The 22756-nt window shown below is 40.7% G+C and carries 23 protein-coding genes and 1 other annotated feature; of the genes, 16 read left to right on the forward strand and 7 right to left on the reverse strand.

The window, feature by feature from the left end:
- The first annotated feature begins 8 nt into the window (after positions 1–8).
- The 7 genes from A6M13_RS00530 to A6M13_RS00565 all read left to right on the forward strand — a co-directional run bounded on the left by A6M13_RS00530 (position 9) and on the right by A6M13_RS00565 (position 6662).
- The gene (locus A6M13_RS00530) at positions 9–1382 is read left to right on the forward strand and encodes a replication initiation and membrane attachment family protein (RefSeq protein WP_066542160.1); all 1374 of its coding nucleotides are present in this window, start codon (positions 9–11) and stop codon (positions 1380–1382) included.
- Positions 1382–2311, forward strand: a complete 930-nt coding sequence (gene dnaI, locus A6M13_RS00535; RefSeq protein WP_066542161.1) for a primosomal protein DnaI — start codon at positions 1382–1384, stop codon at positions 2309–2311. Before A6M13_RS00530 ends, dnaI begins: the two co-directional genes overlap by 1 nt.
- Positions 2312–2663: 352 nt before the next feature.
- On the forward strand, positions 2664–4595 hold the full coding sequence (gene thrS, locus A6M13_RS00545; protein WP_066542163.1) for a threonine--tRNA ligase: 1932 nt from the start codon (positions 2664–2666) through the stop codon (positions 4593–4595).
- Positions 4596–5118: 523 nt separating this feature from the next.
- Entirely contained in the window at positions 5119–5622 is a 504-nt protein-coding gene (gene infC, locus A6M13_RS00550; protein ID WP_066542164.1) for a translation initiation factor IF-3, read from the forward strand.
- Positions 5623–5650: 28 nt separating this feature from the next.
- Complete coding sequence (rpmI, locus tag A6M13_RS00555; protein ID WP_066542165.1) at positions 5651–5851, forward strand: 50S ribosomal protein L35; 201 nt, start codon at positions 5651–5653, stop codon at positions 5849–5851.
- Between the two features lie 81 nt (positions 5852–5932).
- Entirely contained in the window at positions 5933–6289 is a 357-nt protein-coding gene (rplT, locus tag A6M13_RS00560) for a 50S ribosomal protein L20 (protein ID WP_066461938.1), read from the forward strand.
- A gap of 106 nt (positions 6290–6395) precedes the next feature.
- Positions 6396–6662 (forward strand): DUF1294 domain-containing protein, encoded by a 267-nt coding sequence (locus A6M13_RS00565; protein ID WP_066542166.1) that lies wholly within the window; start codon positions 6396–6398, stop codon positions 6660–6662.
- A 380-nt stretch (positions 6663–7042) separates the two neighbouring features.
- On the opposite strand, the gene A6M13_RS00570 is transcribed toward A6M13_RS00565, so the two are convergent.
- Entirely contained in the window at positions 7043–7441 is a 399-nt protein-coding gene (locus A6M13_RS00570; RefSeq protein WP_066542167.1) for a sigma-w pathway protein ysdB, read from the reverse strand.
- 177 nt (positions 7442–7618) lie between these two features.
- On the opposite strand from A6M13_RS00570, the gene A6M13_RS00575 reads away from it, so the two are divergent.
- Together A6M13_RS00575 and argF are read left to right on the forward strand one after the other, a co-directional pair.
- Positions 7619–8698 (forward strand): M42 family metallopeptidase, encoded by a 1080-nt coding sequence (locus tag A6M13_RS00575; RefSeq protein ID WP_066542168.1) that lies wholly within the window; start codon positions 7619–7621, stop codon positions 8696–8698.
- 230 nt (positions 8699–8928) lie between these two features.
- Positions 8929–9894, forward strand: coding sequence for an ornithine carbamoyltransferase (gene argF, locus A6M13_RS00580; RefSeq protein WP_066542169.1), 966 nt, complete (start codon positions 8929–8931; stop codon positions 9892–9894).
- A 248-nt stretch (positions 9895–10142) separates the two neighbouring features.
- On the opposite strand, the gene A6M13_RS00585 is transcribed toward argF, so the two are convergent.
- From A6M13_RS00585 to nadB, 4 genes are all read right to left on the reverse strand, one after another.
- Entirely contained in the window at positions 10143–10505 is a 363-nt protein-coding gene (locus A6M13_RS00585) for a hypothetical protein (RefSeq protein ID WP_066542170.1), read from the reverse strand.
- A gap of 134 nt (positions 10506–10639) precedes the next feature.
- A complete protein-coding gene (gene nadA / locus A6M13_RS16425) occupies positions 10640–11734 on the reverse strand; it encodes a quinolinate synthase NadA (protein WP_066542171.1) in 1095 nt (364 codons plus the stop codon).
- Entirely contained in the window at positions 11735–12583 is an 849-nt protein-coding gene (gene nadC / locus A6M13_RS16430; protein ID WP_066542172.1) for a carboxylating nicotinate-nucleotide diphosphorylase, read from the reverse strand. It lies immediately after the preceding gene.
- Positions 12552–14081, reverse strand: a complete 1530-nt coding sequence (gene nadB, locus A6M13_RS00600; protein WP_066542173.1) for an L-aspartate oxidase — start codon at positions 14079–14081, stop codon at positions 12552–12554. The genes nadC and nadB overlap by 32 nt, the downstream gene beginning before the upstream one ends.
- 86 nt (positions 14082–14167) lie before the next feature.
- Here nadB and A6M13_RS00605 point away from each other — a divergent pair, with 86 nt between their 5' ends.
- The 5 genes from A6M13_RS00605 (at position 14168) to pheT (ending at position 20277) form a co-directional block, all read left to right on the forward strand.
- The gene (locus tag A6M13_RS00605; protein ID WP_066542174.1) at positions 14168–15277 is read left to right on the forward strand and encodes an IscS subfamily cysteine desulfurase; all 1110 of its coding nucleotides are present in this window, start codon (positions 14168–14170) and stop codon (positions 15275–15277) included.
- 28 nt (positions 15278–15305) lie between these two features.
- Positions 15306–16064, forward strand: a complete 759-nt coding sequence (locus A6M13_RS00610; RefSeq protein WP_066542175.1) for a TrmH family RNA methyltransferase — start codon at positions 15306–15308, stop codon at positions 16062–16064.
- Positions 16065–16293: 229 nt separating this feature from the next.
- Positions 16294–16467: a hypothetical protein gene (locus tag A6M13_RS16185; protein WP_169817401.1), complete on the forward strand. Its 174-nt coding sequence runs from the start codon at positions 16294–16296 to the stop codon at positions 16465–16467.
- Positions 16468–16519: 52 nt separating this feature from the next.
- Positions 16520–16736 (forward strand) — a binding site (T-box leader).
- An 86-nt stretch (positions 16737–16822) separates the two neighbouring features.
- A complete protein-coding gene (pheS, locus tag A6M13_RS00615) occupies positions 16823–17860 on the forward strand; it encodes a phenylalanine--tRNA ligase subunit alpha (protein ID WP_066542176.1) in 1038 nt (345 codons plus the stop codon).
- Between the two features lie 11 nt (positions 17861–17871).
- The gene (gene pheT, locus A6M13_RS00620) at positions 17872–20277 is read left to right on the forward strand and encodes a phenylalanine--tRNA ligase subunit beta (protein ID WP_066542177.1); all 2406 of its coding nucleotides are present in this window, start codon (positions 17872–17874) and stop codon (positions 20275–20277) included.
- A 214-nt stretch (positions 20278–20491) separates the two neighbouring features.
- On the opposite strand, the gene A6M13_RS00625 is transcribed toward pheT, so the two are convergent.
- Positions 20492–20692: a hypothetical protein gene (locus A6M13_RS00625; protein WP_066542178.1), complete on the reverse strand. Its 201-nt coding sequence runs from the start codon at positions 20690–20692 to the stop codon at positions 20492–20494.
- Between the two features lie 94 nt (positions 20693–20786).
- Complete coding sequence (gene rnhC / locus A6M13_RS00630) at positions 20787–21710, reverse strand: ribonuclease HIII (RefSeq protein WP_066542179.1); 924 nt, start codon at positions 21708–21710, stop codon at positions 20787–20789.
- 170 nt (positions 21711–21880) lie between these two features.
- Here rnhC and zapA point away from each other — a divergent pair, with 170 nt between their 5' ends.
- Together zapA and A6M13_RS00640 are read left to right on the forward strand one after the other, a co-directional pair.
- A complete protein-coding gene (zapA, locus tag A6M13_RS00635; RefSeq protein WP_066542180.1) occupies positions 21881–22141 on the forward strand; it encodes a cell division protein ZapA in 261 nt (86 codons plus the stop codon).
- Between the two features lie 4 nt (positions 22142–22145).
- Positions 22146–22682 (forward strand): CvpA family protein, encoded by a 537-nt coding sequence (locus A6M13_RS00640; RefSeq protein WP_066542181.1) that lies wholly within the window; start codon positions 22146–22148, stop codon positions 22680–22682.
- Positions 22683–22756: the final 74 nt, after the last annotated feature.

A 22756-nucleotide genomic window follows, 5' to 3' on the forward strand; every position in this document is an offset into this window, starting at 1 on the left:
ATACACATATGCATATACTGAAGGAGCTTCAGCCTACGGATTCGTATGAAATTCGTCTACCTCATCATCTTTCAACGTATGAACGACAAATCGTGACGATGTTTTATCAGCCAATTATTGGTGCGAACGCCGTAACGATGTATTTAACGATGTGGACAGAAGCAGAATTTGAAACGTCTCCACAAGTGCATTACTATTTAATGAATGTACTTGGGCAGCCATTACAAAAGATTTTTGAAACGCGTGCCATTTTAGAAGCGATTGGCTTATTACGCACATTTAAACGACAGGACGCAAACGGGCGTCATTTTTTATATGAGATTGTTCGTCCACTTGGGGCGGAGCAGTTTTTTAATGACCCATTATTATCGATGTTTTTATTTAGTAAAATTGGTGAACAACCGTATCGTAAGCTACGTACACGTTTTTTAAGGCCGCAGCGAGATGCGCAATATGAAGAAGTGACACGTTCATTTATTGATGTGTTTACACCTGTACATGCGAATATGCCGAGTGATGTGACTGCTGCAGAAAATCAACCGAAGCAAGAGGCATATCCATTTCATTATGCAGATTTTGATTTTAATATGTTGCGTGTCGGTTTGTCAGAGCAGCTTGTACCATCGTCAGCATTAACACCCTCAGCGAAAATAATGATTACGAAGCTTGCATTTTTATATGAGTTAACGCCAATCGATATGCAAAAGGTTGTGTTAGCAGCATTAGATGAACATAATCATTTAACCGATGAACGTTTAAAGAAAGAAGCAAAAGAATATTATAAAGTGACGGTATCGAAAAAAGCGCCACAGTTACAAAAACGTGTGGAGATGCCTATGATAGAAGCACCGACACAGCCAGAGACGAAAGAAGAAAAGCGTCATCGTTACTGGCAAACAACGCCACCTGTGCAAGTGTTGCGCGATTTTAGTGGTGGGAATGATCCAATGCCGACTTCACTAGAGCTAGTCGAAAATTTAGTGCTTGATTATGGCATGGAACCAGCAGTTGTCAACGCGCTGGTCGAGTATGTCATGTTGACGACTGATATGAAGCTGCCGCGTAAATATGTGCAGACGATTGCGGACCATTGGCGACGTAAAAATGTCCAAACGACGCAGCAAGCGATGGAGCTAGCAAGAAAAGAGCATGAACAGTACAAAGGCTGGAAAGAAAAAGCAGAAGTGAAAGCAACGACCTCGACGCAATCGACTGGGCGTAAATATACAAATCGTCGTGAAGAAAAATTGCCAGATTGGTTTGAGACACGCCATGAACAAAAAGATGAGCAATTAACGACACAACAAGAAGAAGAACTAGCAGCGGCACGAAAGCGTATGTTACAAAAGTTAGGATTGGATGATGGAGAGGTGAATGAATAATGGAACCACTTAATGAAGCGATGAAGCGGGCGATGCCGGTGAATTTTAAAGAGCGTTATGAACAGTTAAAGCAAACGATTTTAGAAGAGCCGCGTGTGCGTTCGTTTTTGCTGGCCAATCGTGCTGAGTTAACGGAGCAATCAATTGACCGAGGGATTGGGAAGTTACAGGAATTTTTAGAGCAATCTAACACATGTTGTGGCGCGAGTTCAACGGGTGCTTGTACAAATATGATGAATGGGATGATTCCCGAGTTGTATGTGATTCGAGGAACGATTGATTTACGCTATAAACCATGTGCCCAGCGTAAACTAGAAGATGATCGACGCGCTGTATCGGAACGTATTGCTAGCATGCACATGCCAAAAGATGTGCTGAAGGCAACGTTAAAGGATTTAACATTTGACCATTCACGTATTGAAGTATTTGAACGTGTCACAGATTTTGCAAAAGCTGCGAGTGAAGGTGCTATGCCGACGAAAGGCTTTTATATTTACGGTAAATTCGGTGTTGGGAAGTCATTTGTACTTGGCGCGCTTGCGAATGAATTAGCGCGTTTAGGGATCCAAACGGTCATGGTGTTCGTTCCTGAGTTTTTACGGGAATTAAAAACAGCAATCGGCGACAATACATTGCAGCAAAAAATTGAATTTGTTAAAAAAGCGCCTGTTTTAATGCTGGATGATTTAGGGGCAGAGTCGCTAACGGCATGGACACGTGACGAAATTTTAGCGACGATTTTACATTATCGTATGAGTGAGGAGTTGCCGACGTTTATTACGTCGAACTTCAACTATAAGGCATTAGAAGAGCACTTAACACAGACGCAAAAAGGTGACCACGAACCGATTAAAGCGGCGCGTATTATGGAGCGTATTCGTGCGATGACAGAGCCAGTTGAAATGATGGGTAATAATCGCCGCGTGTGACATTTTCGCTGTTGCATTTTTGTGTGAACGGGCGTATACTCTTAAAGTAATTAACATAACAATTGCGTTGAAGAGGACAATAAATAAGTGAACCGCTTTTTTAGAGAGGGAAGTCAGTGGCTGGAAGCTTCCTAAAGACGACATTTATTTTACTACCTTGGAGCATTGATGGGGCTAATCCATCAACGTCTAACAGTGCGTTAACTGTCCGAGCTTCGTTCAAAGAATTTCTTTGGAAGGAAGAAGGGTGGCACCACGAGCATATACGCATCGTCCCTTTGTTGGACGGTGCTTTTTTGTGCGTAAAAAGCGGTGACACGCCACAATTTTAACTTAAAAGGAGAGAACAAACATGTCAGAAATGATTCAATTAACATTCCCTGATGGCGCAGTAAAGGAATTTGCTGCAGGTACAACAACTTTAGATGTTGCAGGCTCAATTAGCCCAGGTTTAAAAAAATCAACACTTGCAGGTAAAGTAAACGGTACATTAATCGACGCGAAAACACCGATTACAGAAGATGCGGCTATCGAAATTATTACAAATAAATCAGATGAGGCGTTAGAAATTTTACGCCACTCAACAGCTCACTTAACAGCTCAAGCGATTAAGCGTCTATATCCAGAAGTGAAATTAGGTATTGGTCCAGTCATTGATTCTGGTTTCTACTACGACATTGACTTAGAAACACCATTAACGATGGACGACTTACCAGCGATCGAAAAAGAAATGAAAAAAATCATCGCTGAAAATATCGAAATTGAGCGTAAAGAAGTGTCTCGTGAAGATGCACAAGCGATTTATGAACAAGTTGGTGACGAGTACAAATTAGAATTATTAGATGCGATTCCTGAAGGGGAGCAAGTATCAATTTATTACCAAGGCGATTTCTTTGACCTTTGCCGTGGCGTACACGTACCATCAACAAATAAATTAAAAGAGTTCAAACTGTTATCACTTGCAGGTGCTTACTGGCGCGGAAACTCAGATAATAAAATGTTACAACGTGTATATGGTACTGCATTCTTCACAAAAGAAGAGTTAAAGCACCATCTACAAATGCTTGAAGAAGCAAAAGAGCGTGATCACCGTAAAATCGGTAAAGAATTAGATTTATTCATGACGTCACAAACGGTTGGTCAAGGTTTACCACTTTGGTTACCAAATGGTGCAACAATTCGTCGTACAATTGAGCGTTATATCGTCGATAAAGAATTATCACTTGGCTATAAGCACGTATACACACCAGTACTTGGTTCGAAAAAATTATACGAAACATCAGGTCACTGGGAGCACTATCAAGACGGCATGTTCCCACCAATGGAAATGGATAACGAAACATTAGTGTTACGTCCAATGAACTGTCCTCACCATATGATGGTCTTCAAAAACGGTTTACATTCATACCGTCATTTACCAATTCGTATTGCAGAGCTTGGTACAATGCACCGTTACGAAATGTCAGGCGCTGTATCAGGACTTCAACGTGTACGTGGGATGACGTTAAACGATGCGCATATTTTCGTGCGTCCAGACCAAATTAAAGCGGAATTCAAAAAAGTAGTTGAGTTAATTTTAGAAGTATATAAAGACTTCGAATTAAAAGACTTCTCATTCCGTTTATCATACCGTGACCCGAACAACAAAGAGAAATACTTCGATGACGATAATATGTGGGAAACAGCACAGTCAATGTTAAAAGAAGCAATGGACGAACTAGGGTATGACTACTTCATCGCAGAAGACGAAGCAGCATTCTACGGACCGAAATTAGACGTACAAGTGAAAACAGCGATTGGTAAAGAAGAAACATTATCAACAGCGCAACTTGACTTCTTATTACCACAACGCTTCGACTTATCTTACATTGGTGAAGATGGTCAGCAACAACGTCCAGTTGTTATTCACCGTGGTGTTGTATCGACAATGGAGCGTTTCGTAGCGTTCTTAATCGAGGAGTACAAAGGTGCATTCCCAACATGGTTAGCACCAGTACAAGCAACAGTTATTCCAGTATCAAACGCTGTACACTATGACTACGCACGTGAAGTTGTGGAAAAATTACAAGCAGCTGGTGTACGTGTTGAAATGGATGACCGTGAAGAAAAATTAGGTTATAAAATCCGTGAATCTCAAATGAAGAAAATCCCGTACATGTTAGTATTAGGGGACAAAGAAGTGGAAGAGGGCGCTGTTAACATTCGTCGTTACGGCTCAAAAGACTCTGAAACGGTATCATTTGAAGAGTTCTTAACAACGATTAAAGCTGAAATTACAAAATAATTTCATGAAAAAATATCCTTCAGCAGTTGTCATAGCTGAAGGATATTTCCTTTTGTCTCAGCTTCTTTTAATGCGTTAGGAAAATTGTTAAACATGCTGTGAAAGATCCGTAATCGAAGCAACTACTTCGTCAGTTACGGATACATACTTGATATAATGGGTTCATCACTGCTGAATAGTCAAAGCTATGCAAAGAAAGCAACAAAAAAAACAGCGTTCTTTTTGTTGACACGTTTCCATAGACGTGATATTATTGTCTAGGTTAAAGAATACAAGTTTGTGACAAGTAGAGGCTGCCCGCTTCTCACCTGTGTCTGACACTTTATTGTTGTTGGCAGGTTTGACACGTTGAATTGATTACGCAAGCGTTTGCGTATGAACATATAGCGGGCGGACATCTCATGTGTCCGTCCTTTTTTTATGGACCGCGGACTCTAGATGATCCGTTCAACACCGGGTAACATATACTCACACATCGGTATTCGCGACTACTACTTGGAGGTGGATTACTATTAGCAAAGACATGTATGTAAACGAAGGTATTCGCGCACGCGAGGTTCGTCTGATCGATCATCAAGGTGAACAATTAGGTGTTAAAACACGAAACGAGGCGCTTGAACTTGCTACTCGCGTTAACTTGGATCTTGTCCTTGTGGCCCCTCAAGCCAAGCCACCAGTCGCTCGTATCATGGACTATGGTAAATTTAAATTTGAGCAGCAAAAGAAAGATCGCGAAATTCGTAAAAATCAAAAGGTCATCAGTATTAAAGAGGTTCGTCTGAGCCCAACAATTGATGAGAACGATTTCCAAACGAAATTACGTAACGCGATCAAGTTCCTTGAAAAAGGTGACAAAGTGAAAGCATCATTACGTTTCAAAGGTCGCGCTATTACACATAAAGACATTGGTCAACGTGTATTAGATCGTTTTGCTGAAGCTTGTGCTGAAGTATCGACGGTTGAATCTAAACCGAAGATGGAAGGCCGTAGCATGTTCTTAGTTCTTGCACCAAAGAACGAGAAATAATATTCATTTGATTTAGGAGGAAACTGACATGCCAAAAATGAAAACTCACCGTGGCGCTGCAAAGCGTTTCAAAAAAACTGGTACTGGTAAATTAAAATTTGACCGTGCTTATGGTAGCCACTTATTCGCTAACAAGTCTACAAAAGCTAAGCGTCACTTACGTAAAGCGAAGGTTGTTACTTCTGGTGACTTCAAACGCATCCGTACTTTATTAACTTACATGAAGTAATTCTGTTTCGGTATTCAGACCGGACAAATGTTTTAAAAAAAATACAACATAATTCAAAAGAATTAGCAGGAGGTAATTGCTATGCCACGCGTAAAAGGCGGAACAGTAACACGCGCTCGTCGCAAAAAGGTTTTAAAATTAGCTAAAGGTTATTATGGTTCAAAACATACTTTATACAAAGTAGCTAACCAAGCAGTAATGAAGTCAGGTTCTTATGCATACCGTGACCGTCGTCAAAAGAAACGTGATTTCCGTAAATTATGGATCACTCGTATTAACGCGGCTGCTCGCATTAACGGTTTATCTTACTCTCGTTTAATGCACGGTTTAAAAGTTGCTGGTATCGAAGTTAACCGTAAAATGTTAGCTGACTTAGCAGTAAACGACGCTGCAGCATTCGCTCAATTAGCAGATGCAGCTAAAAACGCTGTTAAATAATTAGCACATATACAAGACTGATGGGGAAACCTATCAGTCTTTTTTAGTGTCTTTTTTGAGAAAGGCACATACAATAAAAGTATTCGGCAAGTAAAGTAGGTGGAATATGTTTAATGGAACATTAGTGTTTATCATTATTATGTCAGTCGTGCTATGTGCGCTAATGGCATATGATAAAGAACGTGCGAAAAATAACGAATGGCGTGTATCTGAAAATACATTAATGACAATGGCTATATTAGGTGGTGCGTTAGGCGGCGTGTTGGCGATGTATTTATTCCGTCATAAAACGAAGCATAATAAATTTGCATTTGGCTTACCACTTTTAGGAGCGATTCATGTATTTTTATTAGTACGTTTAGCAGCACTGTAGAAAAATGAGGATGGGACAAAAAGAAATATCCTTCAGCCATTACGACGGCTGAAGGATATTTTTCTGTTTTGAGTGCTACTCCACATAGCGGACGCGTTTCGCAGGCATGGCTTGAGGCAAACACGATGTTTGTTCACATCTGCCTTGCCACACGACGTGGCGTTTTTGGCAGATGTTCCGCTTAAAAGCGCATGCTCCTGCGGTTACTCGTCGCAGAAAAACATTGCTTTTCCTGCTGAAGTCGCCGCTTGTGTCGGGACGCACCAGCGTATTTTTATTATCTCAATACACTCATTTTCATCAGAGATAGGGTTCTATTCCAATTTCATTTGCTTTTGTTTCAATCGGTTTTTTGGAATATACGCTGTTTACGCAAGCATTTACGGCTGCGTAGGTGTACGTTGTAATAACTGCTCAATCGTACTCTTCCAGTTAATTGTTGCGTGTGGGTAATGTACTTGAATTTGCTGCTCTAAAAAAAGGAAGTCTTCTTTCGTAAAGCCTTGTAATTGAAAGTCATCCACAATGTCAATGAAAATAGTTGTGACATCCAAGGTATTAGCAGTAGCGCCTAAATATTTTTCGCCTTCAAATAATGCACCTTTATACGTAATGAAAAAGTTCTGTCGTGCATTTTTCGCCTCGTCATAAAAGTAAAAAGCATGTTTTGCCTGCGCAGCCTCTAGTTTGCGACGTTTATTTGTTAAAAAGCGCAGCCCATATACAATGACACAAACAATGAGAACTAAAATGGCTAGACGAATAAGTAGTGGAATCATATGACCACCCTCCCTTCTTATGCGAGCGTAATGTATTATTTACGTTTAGAACTGGCAATAGTTTCACTTTTTCGTAAAAAGAATGGAATTTTTGCGAAAACAGTGTGTTCTGACTACTCAAATATTCGGCAATCGCTTATAATAAAGAAGGAAATTTATTTAGGAGGTCGAAGTAAAATGGACCAGACATTACAAATGTTAAAAGAATTAACAGATGCAAACGGCATTCCTGGTAATGAACGCGCACCACGCGAAGTGATGAAGCGTCATATCGAGCCATTTGCAGATGAATTAGAATATGATAACTTAGGTGGCTTAATCGCGAAAAAAGTAGGCGATGAAAACGGCCCGAAAATTATGGTTGCTGGTCACTTAGATGAAGTTGGCTTTATGATAACGCAAATTGATGACCGTGGTTTCTTAAAGTTCCAAACAGTTGGCGGCTGGTGGGGGCAAGTTATGCTTGCACAGCGCGTAACGATTACAACACGTAAAGGCGAAGAAATTATTGGGGTTATCGGTTCGAAACCACCACATATTTTACCAGCAGAAGTGCGTAACAAACCAGTTGATATTAAAGATATGTTCATTGATATCGGTGCAGCATCAAAAGAAGAAGCGATGTCTTGGGGTGTGTTACCAGGTGATATGGTAACACCGTACTTCGAATTCCATGTGATGAAAAACGAAAAGCATTTACTCGCAAAAGCGTGGGATAATCGTATTGGCTGTGCTATTGCGATTGAAGTACTTCGTCAATTAAAAGACGAACAACATCCAAACATTGTATACGGTGTTGGCACAGTACAAGAAGAAGTTGGTTTACGCGGAGCAAAAACAGCAGCGCATAAAATCAAACCAGATATCGGCTTTGCAGTAGATGTTGGTATTGCAGGTGACACACCAGGTGTAACGCCAAAAGAATCAACATCAAAAATGGGGGCAGGTCCACAAATCGTTATTTTCGATGCATCAATGGTTGCGCATACGGGTTTACGTGACTTTGTGATTGATACAGCAGAAGCGAATAACATTCCGTACCAATTTGAAGCAATCGCTGGCGGTGGTACGGATGCAGGCTCAATCCACATCACAGCTAACGGTGTACCATCTTTAGCAATCGGTGTGGCAACACGCTATATTCATAGTCACGCGGGTATTTTACATCGTGACGATTTCGACAATGCTGTGAAGTTAATTGTTGAAGTGATTAAGAAATTAGATAAAGATGCCGTGAAAGAAATTATTTTCGGTTAATACATGTAAACTGTATATGAATGCGATCTACATCGTATTCATATACAGTTTTTTGTTTTAATATGTGTTTTAATTTGCAATTAATACAGAAAATCATCGTTTTTGAATGAATACGCTATAAAATATCAGTCTTTTCTATAAAATGAAAATAAACATAATTATTCACTTGATTTTATAAAAATACATATGTATAATGAAATTAACATTAAGCAATGCAAGGAGCGTTTATTATGAAATTATTAGAGGAAGTGCAACTAAAGCCAGTCGCAAGCTTAAAAGGAAAAGACTTACTGACGTTATTAGATTACACATCAGAAGAAGTACAAGGTTTATTAACACTTGCTACACAATTAAAAGTATTAACAAAAGCAGGCAAGTGCCCACGTTTACTAGAAGGTAAAACATTAGGGATGATCTTTGAGAAAAGTTCTACACGTACACGCGTTTCTTTCGAGGTCGGTATGCAACAATTAGGCGGATATGGTATGTATATGAACGCCCGCGATATGCAAATCGGACGTGGCGAGCCAATCTCAGATACAGGAAAAGTATTATCAGGATACTTAGACGGTATTATGATTCGTGCTAACTCACATGAAATGGTAAAAGAGCTTGCAGAGCATGCATCTATTCCAGTTATTAATGGCTTAACAGACATTTTCCACCCATGCCAAGCATTAGCGGATTTAGAAACAATTGTTGAGCATAAAGGTGAATTAAAAGGCCTAAAGATTGCTTATATTGGTGATGGAAATAACGTTGCACATTCATTAGTGATTGCATCAGCACATGTAGGCATGGATGTAGTTGTTGCAACGCCAAAAGGATATGAGTGCGATGCAGCAATTATTGAAAAAGCATCAGCAATCGCTGAAAAAAATGGTGGTACAGTGACAGTCACATATGATCCGATTGAAGCAGCGACACAAGCAGATGTTATTTATGCAGATGTTTGGACGTCAATGGGTCAAGAAGAAGAAACACAACAGCGTTTAATCGACTTTAAAGATTACCAAATTAACGACGCATTAGTAGCGCATGCAAAAGCAGATTATATGTTTTTACATTGTTTACCAGCACACCGTGAAGAAGAAGTAACGGCTTCTGTCATTGACGGACCGAACTCACATATTTTCACACAAGCGGAAAATCGTTTACATGCACAAAAGGCAGTACTTGTATCTATTTTAGCTTAAGACATATGTAGTCCTTGTGAAACGGCGAGGAACTTACAATATAGAGGCAGTGAGGGAAGGGGACTCGCGGAACTTACAACGTCTCAATCGAACAAATTCTCAAGCTGGAGAAGGCGTTCACAGTATGGAAGCTACGGGTTGTGGCTTTCATAGTGATAGCATAAGGCGCGACTAAAATAATCAAGATGGGTTATGTCGTCGCTACATAGAAACCGCACACCGGGAGACGCTGGTGTGCGGTTTATTTTTTATTGTGTAGGCGAAACGGTTTGTTTGACGAGGTGAATAACAATCCATTGCAGCATCATGTATAAAATCGTTACAACAAATAATAGCTGTAACGCGCTAAGTGGTTTGAAAAAGCCGTCCCAGCCTTCATATGTTGCCATCATTTGGACGAGTATGTAAGAGAAAATGGCCGAAAAAATATTGCCGGTAATAATGATAAAAAGCGCGCTACGTTTTATTGCTACATACGTAAGGGCTAAGGTGGCGAGCATCGTCATCGCATATCCGAGCATCGAATGGCGCTGGAAATCAATATACATCGCTATCCCCATAAACGGAAAACTATATAAAATCAGCAATAAAATTTTCATGCTTATTTGCATTGTTAAACACCTCGCTTCGTTATCTTCAGTGTACTGTACGCTGTTGCAAAAAGACAGTAAAAAAGAGTCCATCGCATAAGCTATTTTACGATGAACTCTTGCCTATATAGACGTACGAAGAGTATGTGTGTACATTACGCACGTGCTAGCATTCTTTCAAGTGACAGGCGTGCAAGCTCAGCGGTTTGTTCATCCACTGTAATAATATTTCCTTCTTGTTGTGCCACAATTGTTTCAAGTGACCACAGTAAATGTGGTAAATCAATACGATTCATCGTTAAACAAGGACACATATTTTCATTTAACGAAATAATTGTTTTGTCTGGGTGTTGCTGAATAATGCGTTTTACAAGGTTCATTTCTGTGCCGATTGCCCATTGTGAGCCTGCTGGAGCTGCTTCAATCGTATCGACGATGTATTTTGTCGAGCCGTTATCATCCGAGGCAGCAACAACTTCACGACTACACTCCGGGTGCACAATAATACGCATGTTTGGTCGACTTTGACGTAATTGTTCAATATGTTTTACGGTAAAGCCTTCATGAACCGAGCAATGTCCCTTCCATAAAATCACTTTGACATCTTCTATCGCACAGTTCGCCTCTAACGCATTTGTTCGAGGGTTCCAAATTGCCATTTGTTCGAGTGGTACACCTAAATCATATGCGGTATTACGCCCTAAATGCTGGTCCGGTAAAAATAATAAGCGCTCCTTTTGTGTAAATGCCCATTCGACCATCGTTTTTGCATTTGATGATGTGACACAAGCACCGCCATGTTTCCCGGTAAACGCTTTAATGGCAGCCGTTGAATTGACGTAAGTTAGTGGAATAATGGTGTTACCAAATAATTGTTGGAGCGCTTCCCATGCACGCTCCGTGTCATAAATATTTGCCATATCCGCCATTGAGCACCCTGCACGCATATCGGGTAAATAAACCGTTTGCTCCCTTGTTGTTAGCATATCCGCTGTTTCTGCCATAAAATGCACACCGCAAAAAACGATATGTTTTGCGCGTTTGTTTGCTGCAGCGACCTGTGCTAATTGTAACGAGTCACCAACCGCATCGGCAAATTGAATGACTTCATCTTTTTGGTAATGATGTCCAGGGATGAACAATTCATCGCCTAACTGCTTTTTAATTATATGAATACGTGCTTCCATTTCTTCAATCGAAAGCTGTCGATAACGTTGCGGTAACATGTTAATTTGTTGTAATAAAGTCATTTATACGATTGCCCCTTTCAGTGTTACAAGTGCGCTAATATCGAGTGCTTCAACCGAATGTGTTAACGCACCAATCGAAATCCATTGCACACCGCTTTGTGCATATGCACGAATTGTATGTAATGTAATACCGCCGGATGCTTCGGTTGCGATGTGGGCTGGTACGAGTGGTAACCAGCGTTTAATTTCTTCCGGTGTGCGGTTATCAAACATAATCATATCCGCCCCTGCATCAATCGCTTCTTGAAGCTGTTCCTTCGTTTCAATTTCTACTTCGACCTTTACCGTATGCCCAATTTGTTGCTTCACACGTTGCACAGCCTCCGTAATACTGCCAGCGAGCGCAATGTGATTGTCCTTTAGCATAATGCAGTCATATAAACCGCTGCGATGATTAAATGCACCGCCAGTTCGCACAGCGTATTTATCGAGCATTCGTAAGCCGGGCATTGTTTTTCGAGTATCAACAATATTGGCTTGTGTACCTACTGTTTCAGCAACGGCTTTTGCACTCATCGTTGCAATACCACTCATCCGCTGAATTAAGTTAAGAATGACGCGTTCGCCAGTTAAGAGTGTCCGAATCGCTCCGTCAATATCGGCAATTTTATCACCAACTGTTAGGCGGTCACCATCTTGCTTATAAAATGTAATCTGAATGGAAGCATCGAGAAGGTGAAAGCCTGTTGTAATAATAGTTGCCCCGCAAAAAATGCCCTCTTCTTTGGCGTAGAGTGTAAACTGACCTTGTGCGAATGGTGGAAAGAGTAATTCAGACGATAAGTCACCATCGCCAATATCTTCATGAAAAAATTGTTCAAGCATATGTTTTAGTTTTAGTTGATTCATGTATAAGCCTCACTTCTTTTTGTCCATTTTGATACATAATGTAGCGGTGCTTCCAAAAGTCCTTTCCAGCACCGTAATCTGTTCGGATATGCGCGCCTCTTGTTTCATCGCGTGTTGCGGCGGCATCGACAACCAACGCGGCTGTAATATGCATTGCTAGCAACGCTTTATCGTTCGCAGTCGCATGATACAATGCAGCATACGTCGGCAGTGTAGCACGTAATGTGTGTAAGCCATCCGCATGACGTAAAATCCCTGCGTGTTGCATCATTAGCTGTTGCAATTGCTCTTTCGGTAACAATTCAACCTGATTACGTGTAGGTGTAACGACAGACCAATTTGTTTGAAGCTGTGCATTTGCTGCTAAATAAGTAGCGCAGCGTTTGCCGAATGTGATGCATTCAAGTAAAGAATTGCTTGCTAGTCGGTTCGCACCGTGTACACCTGTCCAAGCTACTTCACCGACCGCAAATAGTCTTGGCACAGCTGTTTCGCCAACATCATTTGTCACAACACCACCCATTAAAAAATGGCTACCCGGTACGACGGGTATGGGCATTGTCGCAATATCAATGCCTGTTTGCGCGCAGTTTTGAGCAACTGTTGGAAAACGTTGCGTCACATGATGAATAGCCGTCGCATCGAGAAATACAGTGCGTCCTTGTGCATATTGTTCATGAATGGCATGTGCTGTAATATGGCGCGGTGCTAGCTCCTTCAGTGGATGCCAGTCAACGATGCGTTCACCTTTGTCATTAATGAGTGTAGCACCAGCCCCGCGCAACGCTTCAGATACTAATGAAGAAGCACGTCCTTGTTCATATAGAAGGGTAGGATGGAACTGTATAAATTCCATATCTGTAAGAACAGCACCCGATTGATACGCGAGGGCAAGACCATCACCAACTGCACCGTCACAATTCGATGTGAAGCGGTATAAATCACCAGCACCACCTGTAGCGAGCACCACATAATCTGCATAATAATCCTCGTGTTCTGTTTGTATGCCGATACATTCTCTAGCATCGTTTAACAATAAGTTTGTGACCATTTCATTGAAGTGGAACTGCACCTGTGTACATTGGGCATATAAAAATTGTGTGGTGATGCGTCCTGTTGCATCACCGCCTGCATGGACAATACGCTTTGTTGAATGTGCACCTTCTAAGCCGAAGAGTGGCTGTCCGTGAAGTGTATCGATCGGTAAGCCATCCTCAATAAGTTGCTTCATGATGTCTTTACCATCTATAACCAGACGTTCTACAGCAGCATGTTGCTGATGATGTAAGCCTGCTTGGAGTGTATCGTCAATATGTAATTGCACGGTATCATCAGGAGCGATGGCTGCTGCGATGCCGCCTTGTGCGCGGTACGAACTTGTTTCTTGTAGTGTGCCTTTTGCAAAAATATGTACATGTGCTACGTGTTGTAAATGCTTGGCAGTTTGAAGTGCAGCGATACCACAGCCGATAATCAATATAGTTGCGTGTTGTTTCAAAATATCCCTTCTTTACAGTTGTCTTTACACCTATCTTTACATAAAATGAATATTTAGACAAGACTGAATTAGTTGGAGGGACAAAGATGATCTATTTTGATTTTGCCGCAACGACACCGATGTGTCCGGAGGCGATACAAGCATATACAGAAGCAGCAACAAAGCTTTACGGTAATACAGCGAGTTTACATGATGCGGGTGGCGAAGCGATGCTTTATGTAGAAGCGGTACGTCAGCAAATTGCCGAGAAGTTACGTGTAGAAAAAGAGGGGATTTATTTTACCGGCAGTGGCACAGAAGGTAATTGGCTTGCGATTGTTAGCATAGCGTTAGCGCAGCCGAAACGTCATATTATTACAAGCGAGGCAGAGCATACATCGTTACACGCGGCGATGAATTATTTAGAACAACACGGATTTGTTATCACGCGATTGCCGTTAACGGACCAGGGCGTTGTATGTTGCCAGATGTTAGAAAGCGCGATTACTGAGGATACCGCGCTCTTTTCGTTTCAACATATTAATTCTGAAATTGGCGCTGTGCAACCGATTGAAGAAATTGCTACATTGGCAAAAGCACATAACATATTGCTACATGTAGATTGTGTGCAGTCTTTTTGCAAACGGGCATTACATTGTGCTGTCGATAGCATAACAATTTCTGCACATAAAATTGCAGGTCCACGAGGCTGTGGTGCGATTTATATAAATCCGAGTTGCCGTACTGTACCGATTTTTCCAGGAATGACACATGAACGTGGTTTACGCGGAGGGACGTTAGATGTGCCAGCTATTTTAGCATTTAGTGCTGCGATTGATGCGTATACATATGACCAGTCAACCTATGAAAAGCTGCGCGAACAACTACGGCTGTCGTTACATCCGCATAATCACGAATGGATTGAAGCGCCTAGCCATCAGCAATTACCATCAATTATTGGCATGTGTATTCATGGAATAGAAGGGCAGCTTGTTATGCTTCGCTGTAATGAAAAAGGCATTGCTATCTCAACGGGCAGTGCTTGCGATATTCATAGTGCATCGGGCACAAAAGCTATTTTAGCGATGGGAAAAACAATGGACGAAGCGAGACAATTTATCCGTATTTCTTATGGACCTACGACGACACTCGCGCAAATTGATGCGCTCGCTCATACACTTAATGCTTTAATTCACGAGCGCCATCCTGTACAATAAGGGATTATGGATAAAGGACGGTTGACGTATGAAACGAATTGAATCAACACAAAATGCACAAGTGAAAGCATGGAAAAAGCTTGCGCAATTACGCAAAGAGCGCGAAAAAATGGGTGAGTATATGATTGAAGGTTTCCATTTAGTAGAGGAAGCATTAAAGCATAAAACACAAATTTTACATTTAATCGTGACAGAAGGTGTCGACTTACCGTTACTATGGGATATTGATGATATTCAAATGGTGACTGTAACAGAAGCAGTAGCGAAAGAGTTAGCTGAAACAGAAAAAACACAAGGTGTGTTCGCACATTTACGCCAAGTGGAGCATACGGAAATCGAAATGGCTGCATGGAAGAAGTTTTTATTTGTCGATGCGGTGCAAGACCCAGGCAATATTGGTACAATGATTCGCACAGCGGATGCGGCAGGAATTGATGCAGTGATTTTAGGGAAAGGTACGGCAGATTTATATAATGCGAAAACATTACGCTCAGCACAAGGTTCACACTTCCACATTCCCGTTGTACGTGGTGAGTTAGATGAGTGGGTAGAGCGTGTACAAGACGATGGAATTCGAGTGTACGGGACAGCATTAGAAGAAGCCGTACCATTTACAGATGTTCAAACAGATGGCAAATTTGCATTAATTATGGGCAATGAAGGTTCGGGTATTTCGCCACAACTGTTAGCGAAAACAGACCAAAATGTTATTATTCCATTAAAAGGTCAAGCGGAATCATTAAATGTAGCGGTCGCAACAGGTATTTTATTATACGCGTTTAGCTAAATAAAGTGGTGCTCATATTTTTATAAACAGTTAGTTGTACCGGTGAAAAAGTGGTAGGAGAGATAAAATTTCTCCTGCCACTTTGTTTAATTATTTCGATAAAATAAAGTTTTGTACAATAATGCAACAAGGCATGTTAGTTATCTGCACGTCATTTCTATTGTATTTTACAGTTGGAAAAATGGGACTAAAAAATTATACTAAGTATGTAATACCCTAACTGCTTAGGATGAAGAAAATATTTTTTAACGAAAAAACATCGATTGAAATGATTATTCATCAAATGGGTGTTATCAATGACTTAGCGCAAACACAAGCATCATTAGCAGAGCAGGTGAATACGTCTGTAGATGAAATTAATAAAATGTCTGTGGACCTTGTTGAATTTGCGAAAACACATTAATATTGGTTGAATGTACGATGAATTTAGCGTATGATGAGAGTTGAATGAAATAGTAAATGCATTGACCGAGAAGAGTAATTACACACTAGATGGATGAGGGAATAGTAGCCGTAGACTGGGAGCTACTTGCATCATAGCGTAATGAAGTTCACCTCGTGAGCAGCGCTGCAGAAAAGTAGTGCCGGTGACAAGCCGTTATTTGAACTGAGTGATTGTTGAGTAAATTGGCAATAACGAGGGTGGTACCGCGATTATATCTCGTCCCTTTTTTAGGGGCGGGATTTTTTTGTCGTTACAAGTGGTTAGATGCATGATGAACGTTTATAACGTTACATTTTGAAGGAGGCAATTTTAAATGGAAGCGCAATTACAACAGTTAGAGCAAGAAGTGCTGGCAAAAATCGAAGCAGCAGCAGACTTAAAATCATTAAATGATGTACGTGTTGCATATTTAGGGAAAAAAGGTCCGATTACAGATTTATTAAAAGGGATGGGGAAACTTTCAGCAGAAGAACGTCCGAAAATGGGTGCGCTAGTAAATACAGTGCGCGAAAGCATTACGGAAAAGTTAGAAGCGAAAAAGGCATTACTAGAAGAAGCGGCCATTACAGCGCAATTAGAAGCGGAGTCGATTGACGTATCATTACCAGGTCGTCCAGCAAACGTTGGAAACCGTCATCCATTAACGCGTGTTATTGAAGAAATTGAAGATTTATTCATTGGTATGGGTTACGAAGTAGCAGAAGGTCCAGAAGTGGAAAAAGACTACTATAACTTTGAAGCGATGAACTTACCAAAAGGTCACCCAGCACGTGATATGCAAGATTCGTTCTATATTTCTGACGAGACATTATTACGTACACATACATCACCAGTACAGGCACGTATGATGGAAAAGAAAAAAGGCGAAAACATCCGCATGATTTGCCCAGGGAAAGTATTCCGTCGTGACAATGATGACGCGACACATTCACACCAATTTATGCAAATTGAAGGCTTAGTGATTGAAGAAAATGTCTCAATGAGCGATTTAAAAGGCACGTTAGGCGTGTTAGCGAAAAAAATGTTCGGTGACGAGCGTGAAATCCGTTTACGTCCATCATTCTTCCCATTCACAGAACCATCTGTAGAAGTTGACGTATCATGTCACAAATGTGGCGGTAAAGGCTGTAACGTATGTAAAGCAACAGGATGGATTGAAATTTTAGGTGCAGGTATGGTACATCCAAACGTGCTTGAAATGGCTGGTTATGATTCGAAAAAAGTTTCTGGCTTCGCATTTGGTATCGGGGCAGAACGTATCGCAATGTTAAAATATGGCGTGGATGATATTCGTCATTTCTACACAAATGACGTACGTTTCTTAGAACAATTCCACCGCACAGAACAGTAGGAGGCACACACATGTTAGTATCATTAAACTGGTTAAAACAGTATGTAAATACACAAGATTTACCGAACGAAGAGTTAGCAGAGCGCATTACACGTTCTGGTATTGAAGTTGACGCAGTCATTGACCGTGCAAGCGGCATTCAAAATGTTGTTGTTGGTTATGTAGAGTCGAAGGAAAAGCACCCAGAAGCAGACCGTTTAAACGTTTGCCAAGTAAACGTTGGTGAAGACGGCATTCAGCAAATTGTTTGTGGCGCACCGAATGTTGACGCAGGTCAAAAAGTAATCGTGGCACGTCCAGGGGCAAAATTACCAGGCGGCATTAAAATTAAAAAATCAAAATTACGTGGCCAAGAATCAAACGGTATGATTTGTTCATTACAAGAGTTAGGTATTGAGGGGCGCGTTGTACCAAAAGCTTACGCAGAAGGTATTTATGTATTACCAGAAGATGCTGAAGTTGGTAGTGACGCATTAGCATACTTAGGCTTACGCGACACAGTACTAGAGTTAGGCTTAACACCAAACCGTTCGGATGCATTATCAATGTTAGGGGTAGCGTATGAAGTAGCGGCAATTTTAAGTGAAGATGTCAAGCTTCCTGAAATTAGCTACACAACGTCAACAGAAAAAGCAGCAGACGTTTTATCATTACGTGTGGATGCAATTGATGCCAACCCAATGTATGCAGCGAAAGTTGTTAAAAACATTACGGTAAAAGAATCACCAATGTGGTTACAAGAGCGTTTAATGGCAGCTGGCGTACGTCCACACAATAACGTAGTTGATATTACAAACTACGTATTAATGGAATACGGTCAACCGTTACATGCATTTGACTACGATAAATTAGCGACAAAAGAAATCGTTGTTCGTTACGCACAAGACGGCGAAACAATTACAACATTAGATGGCCAAGAGCGTACGTTAAAGTCAAATAACGTAGTGATTACGAATGGCAAAACAGCACAAGCAATCGCAGGTGTGATGGGTGGCGCTGAATCAGAAGTATCAGATGAAACGACAACAGTTGTGATCGAATCAGCATATTTCCAAGGTTTATCAGTACGCCAAACTTCTAAAGAGGTAGGCTTACGTTCAGATTCTTCAGCACGTTTTGAAAAAGGCGTTGACCCGAACCGCGTGTTACCAGCAGCAGAGCGCGCAGCACAATTACTTGCAGAGCTTGCAGGTGGTGAAGTGTTAGAAGGTACTGTGTTAGTCGATGAATTATCAAAAGAGCCAGCGCGTGTTGTTGTGTCACCAGATTTCATTAACAATCGTTTAGGCATGAAAATTTCATTAGAAGAAATGCTAGACATTTTAAATCGTTTACAATTTAAAGTGGAAGCGGCAAATGGCGTATTAATTATTGATGCACCGACACGTCGTCAAGACATTAAAATTGAAGAAGATATCGTGGAAGAAATCGCGCGTCTTTACGGCTATGATGAAATTCCAACGACATTACCAGCTTCAAATGTTGCAGGTCGTTTAACACCGTACCAAGCAGCGCGTCGTACAGTACGTAACCAATTAGAAGGCGTTGGTTTATACCAAGCGGTGACATACTCATTAACGTCAGCAGCATTATCACAAAAATTCGCGTTACAAGCAGAAGATACAACACGTTTGTTAATGCCAATGTCTGAAGACCGTTCAACATTACGCCAAAGCTTAATTCCACATTTACTAGAAGCAGCTTCATACAATGTTGCACGCTCTCAAGAAAATGTAGCATTATATGAAATTGGCTCAGTATTCTTAGGCAAAACAGCTGAAGAATTACCACGTGAAGTGGAGCATGTTGCCGGTATCATTACAGGCAAATGGGTAGATCATGCATGGCAAGGTGAGAAGAAACAAGTAGACTTCTTCGTATTAAAAGGTATTGTTGAAAGTGTATTTGCGAAATTAAGCTTGCAAAACCGCGTAACATTTGTGAAAGCACAAGTGGACGGATTACACCCAGGTCGTACAGCTGAAATTCAATTAGACGGCAATAAAGTCGGCATCATTGGCGGTTTACACCCACAAGAGCAAAAAGATTTAGATTTAAAAGATGCGTATGTATTTGAGATGAATTTAGCAGCAATTTTAGCAGCAGATACAGATGTTTTAACATATAAACCAGTACCACGTTTCCCAGCAATGACACGTGACGTTGCATTAGTGTTAAACAGCGATACAGCAGCAGGTGAAATTGTAGCAATCATTGAAAAAGCAGGCACGAAGTTATTAAAAGACGTGCGCGTATTTGACGTATATGAAGGTGATAAAATGGAAGCAGGCAAAAAATCAGTTGCCTTCTCATTAACATTCTTTGACCCAGAACGTACATTAACAGTAGAAGAAGTAGAAGCAGCTTACAATAAAGTCGTTGCAGCTTTAGCGGAAGCTAGGGCAGAAGTACGATAATTCGTGCACGTCAAGAAAACCTATGACATAACGTAAATATTGAAAATATAAAGAGTGCTTCATTCGTATTTATATGATTTTGCATGTTATGTTGAGTGTTCGTCTCCGCGTCCGTTGAAACGAGCTTTGCCAATATCAAAAAAACCAGCAAACAGACATTTGTCAGTTTGCTGGTTTTCGGCTTTTGTCGCAGTTTTTTTTACTTCAAATATTATTACGCTTTCTTCCAGTGTTTATGGTCGCGACCAGTAAAAGCATCCGCCATAATGCCAATAATGCCGCCCATGAAGATACCTAGACCAAGGCTTGCTGGAATCATATCGGTCCAAAAAATGCCGACGAGTAATCCGATAATGCCACCAATTAAGGATAGACTAACGATAAAAGTACTTTTAAAGAGTGCTTGCATATTCATAGAAGAGCCTCCTTTTGCATAATACTTACGATTAAGTATATTGTATGGAATACATCGGAGGATTACAATGATTTTATAGGAAACGTGTATATTTTCATCGTTTATACGCGATTTTTTTTGCTTTTTCGGTATTGGCAAAATGCCATTTTGTGAGTAATTGTAGCTGTTGTTCACCTGATTTTCGTAAAATGCGTGCTGCTATGTCATCCACTTTCGCTCCTGCACCTTTTGGAAGTGTGAAACCTACTTTGTCGGAAAGTTTGTCCATTTCGAGTAAGAATGCGTAACGCGCAATAATTGAAGCGGTCGCAACAGCAACATGTAAGTTTTCCGCTTTTGTTGAGAACAGCACATTTTCCTCGACGATCGCTTTACTTCCTTTTAAATAATTGTAATAGACGCCGCGCTCTGCAAATTGGTCAATTAAAATATAGTCGGGCTTCTCTGGCGCAATTTTCGTGAGGAGCTTTTGTAGTGCTTGATTATGCAGGAGCCCTTTCATTTTTCCTTGTGAATAGCCTTTTTGCTGTAGGTCATTATACTTTTCATTTCGGAGAATAAGTAAGCTATAATGAAGTGCATGCATTAAATCTGGCGCAATTTGGCGAATATAATCGTCCGTTAATTGTTTCGAGTCTTTGACACCTAGTTCGCGCACAAGTGCAATTTTTTCGGCAGGTACGTATGCAGCGGCCACAGTGATCGGGCCAAAATAATCACCTGTCCCTGTTTCGTCTGAGCCGATGACGGATAGCTCGGCAAACTTTTCAGGTAGGGTATCTCCTTTTGTTACGGCTTTCACTGGCGCAGTCGCAAGTTGTTGCCATTTAGCTGCTTCACGTTCAGCGCCAGCACCTTGGAACATCACTTTGCCCGATTTATAGCTTGTAATCGCTGTATCTTGTAATTTTGCTGCAAACACGACACCAGGTGCTTTACGTTCGATGAGATACGGTGCGTATGTGCGTTCAACTTGTTGCTGTGTTGTATTTGATAGTTGTAAGACGATATTTGCCATTTTTTTCTCCTTTTCACGTCACATCACTTGTTTTGCAATTCACAAGTTTGCTATGTTCGTGGTATCATAAACAATAGATTTTCGTAAAAATCATTCTTATATATTGTACCGCTTTGACGAACAACATGGCGATTGTTTTAAAAGTGAAATTGCATAAAGGGGGCATGACGATGGCAAATGGACAGAAAAATAGAATCGATGTAACCATTCATGGAACTTCCTATAAAATCATCGGGACTGAGTCAGTGGAGCAAATTCGTTTAGTCGCATCATTAGTGAATGACAAAATGACGGAAATTAGTGAGATGAATCCCAATTTAGATACAGCAAGATTAGCCGTTTTAACAGCCGTCAATGCAGTTAATGAATACGTCGAGCTTCAAAAATATGTTGAACAATTAGAACAAGAATTGAAAAAACTGAAGGGCTGAGAACATGTTAGATTTATTAATTATTATCGTATTAATCGCTAGCCTTATTGTCGGCATCCGCCGAGGATTAATCGTTCAAGCGATTCATTTATTAGGAGTCGCCATTTCCTTTATCATTGCTTGGATTTACTATAAGCCTTTATCAGACCACTTTGAAATGTTAATACCGTATCCTGGTGTAACATCGGATACCGATTTGATTTTATCGGTTGCTGATATTGATGTAGACCGTACATTTTACCGTTTATTTGCTTTCGTATTAATTTTTATTGTGGCAAAGATGTTGTTGCAAGTTATTGCGTCGATGTTCCATAAGTTTTCATACTTACCTGTTTTAAAAGATTGGAATCGTATCGGTGGCGCAATACTAGCATTTATTGAATTTTACATAGTGATGTTTATGGTATTATACTTACTTGCAATGCTGCCGCTGTCATTTATTACATCGCGCTTAGAAAATTCATTCTTTGTAGGACTCATTGTTGAGTACACACCAATTTTAACGGCAATTTGCCAAAAACTTTGGTATTTATACGTTTAGTGAAGGATGGCAGAGCGATATTGTAAAACGATCGCGTTGCTGCTTGAGCACAAATTGCCATAGTAAACAGAACG

This window comes from Caryophanon tenue, from assembly GCF_001700315.1.
In the GTDB taxonomy this organism is placed as follows: Bacteria; Bacillota; Bacilli; order Bacillales_A; family Planococcaceae; genus Caryophanon; species Caryophanon tenue.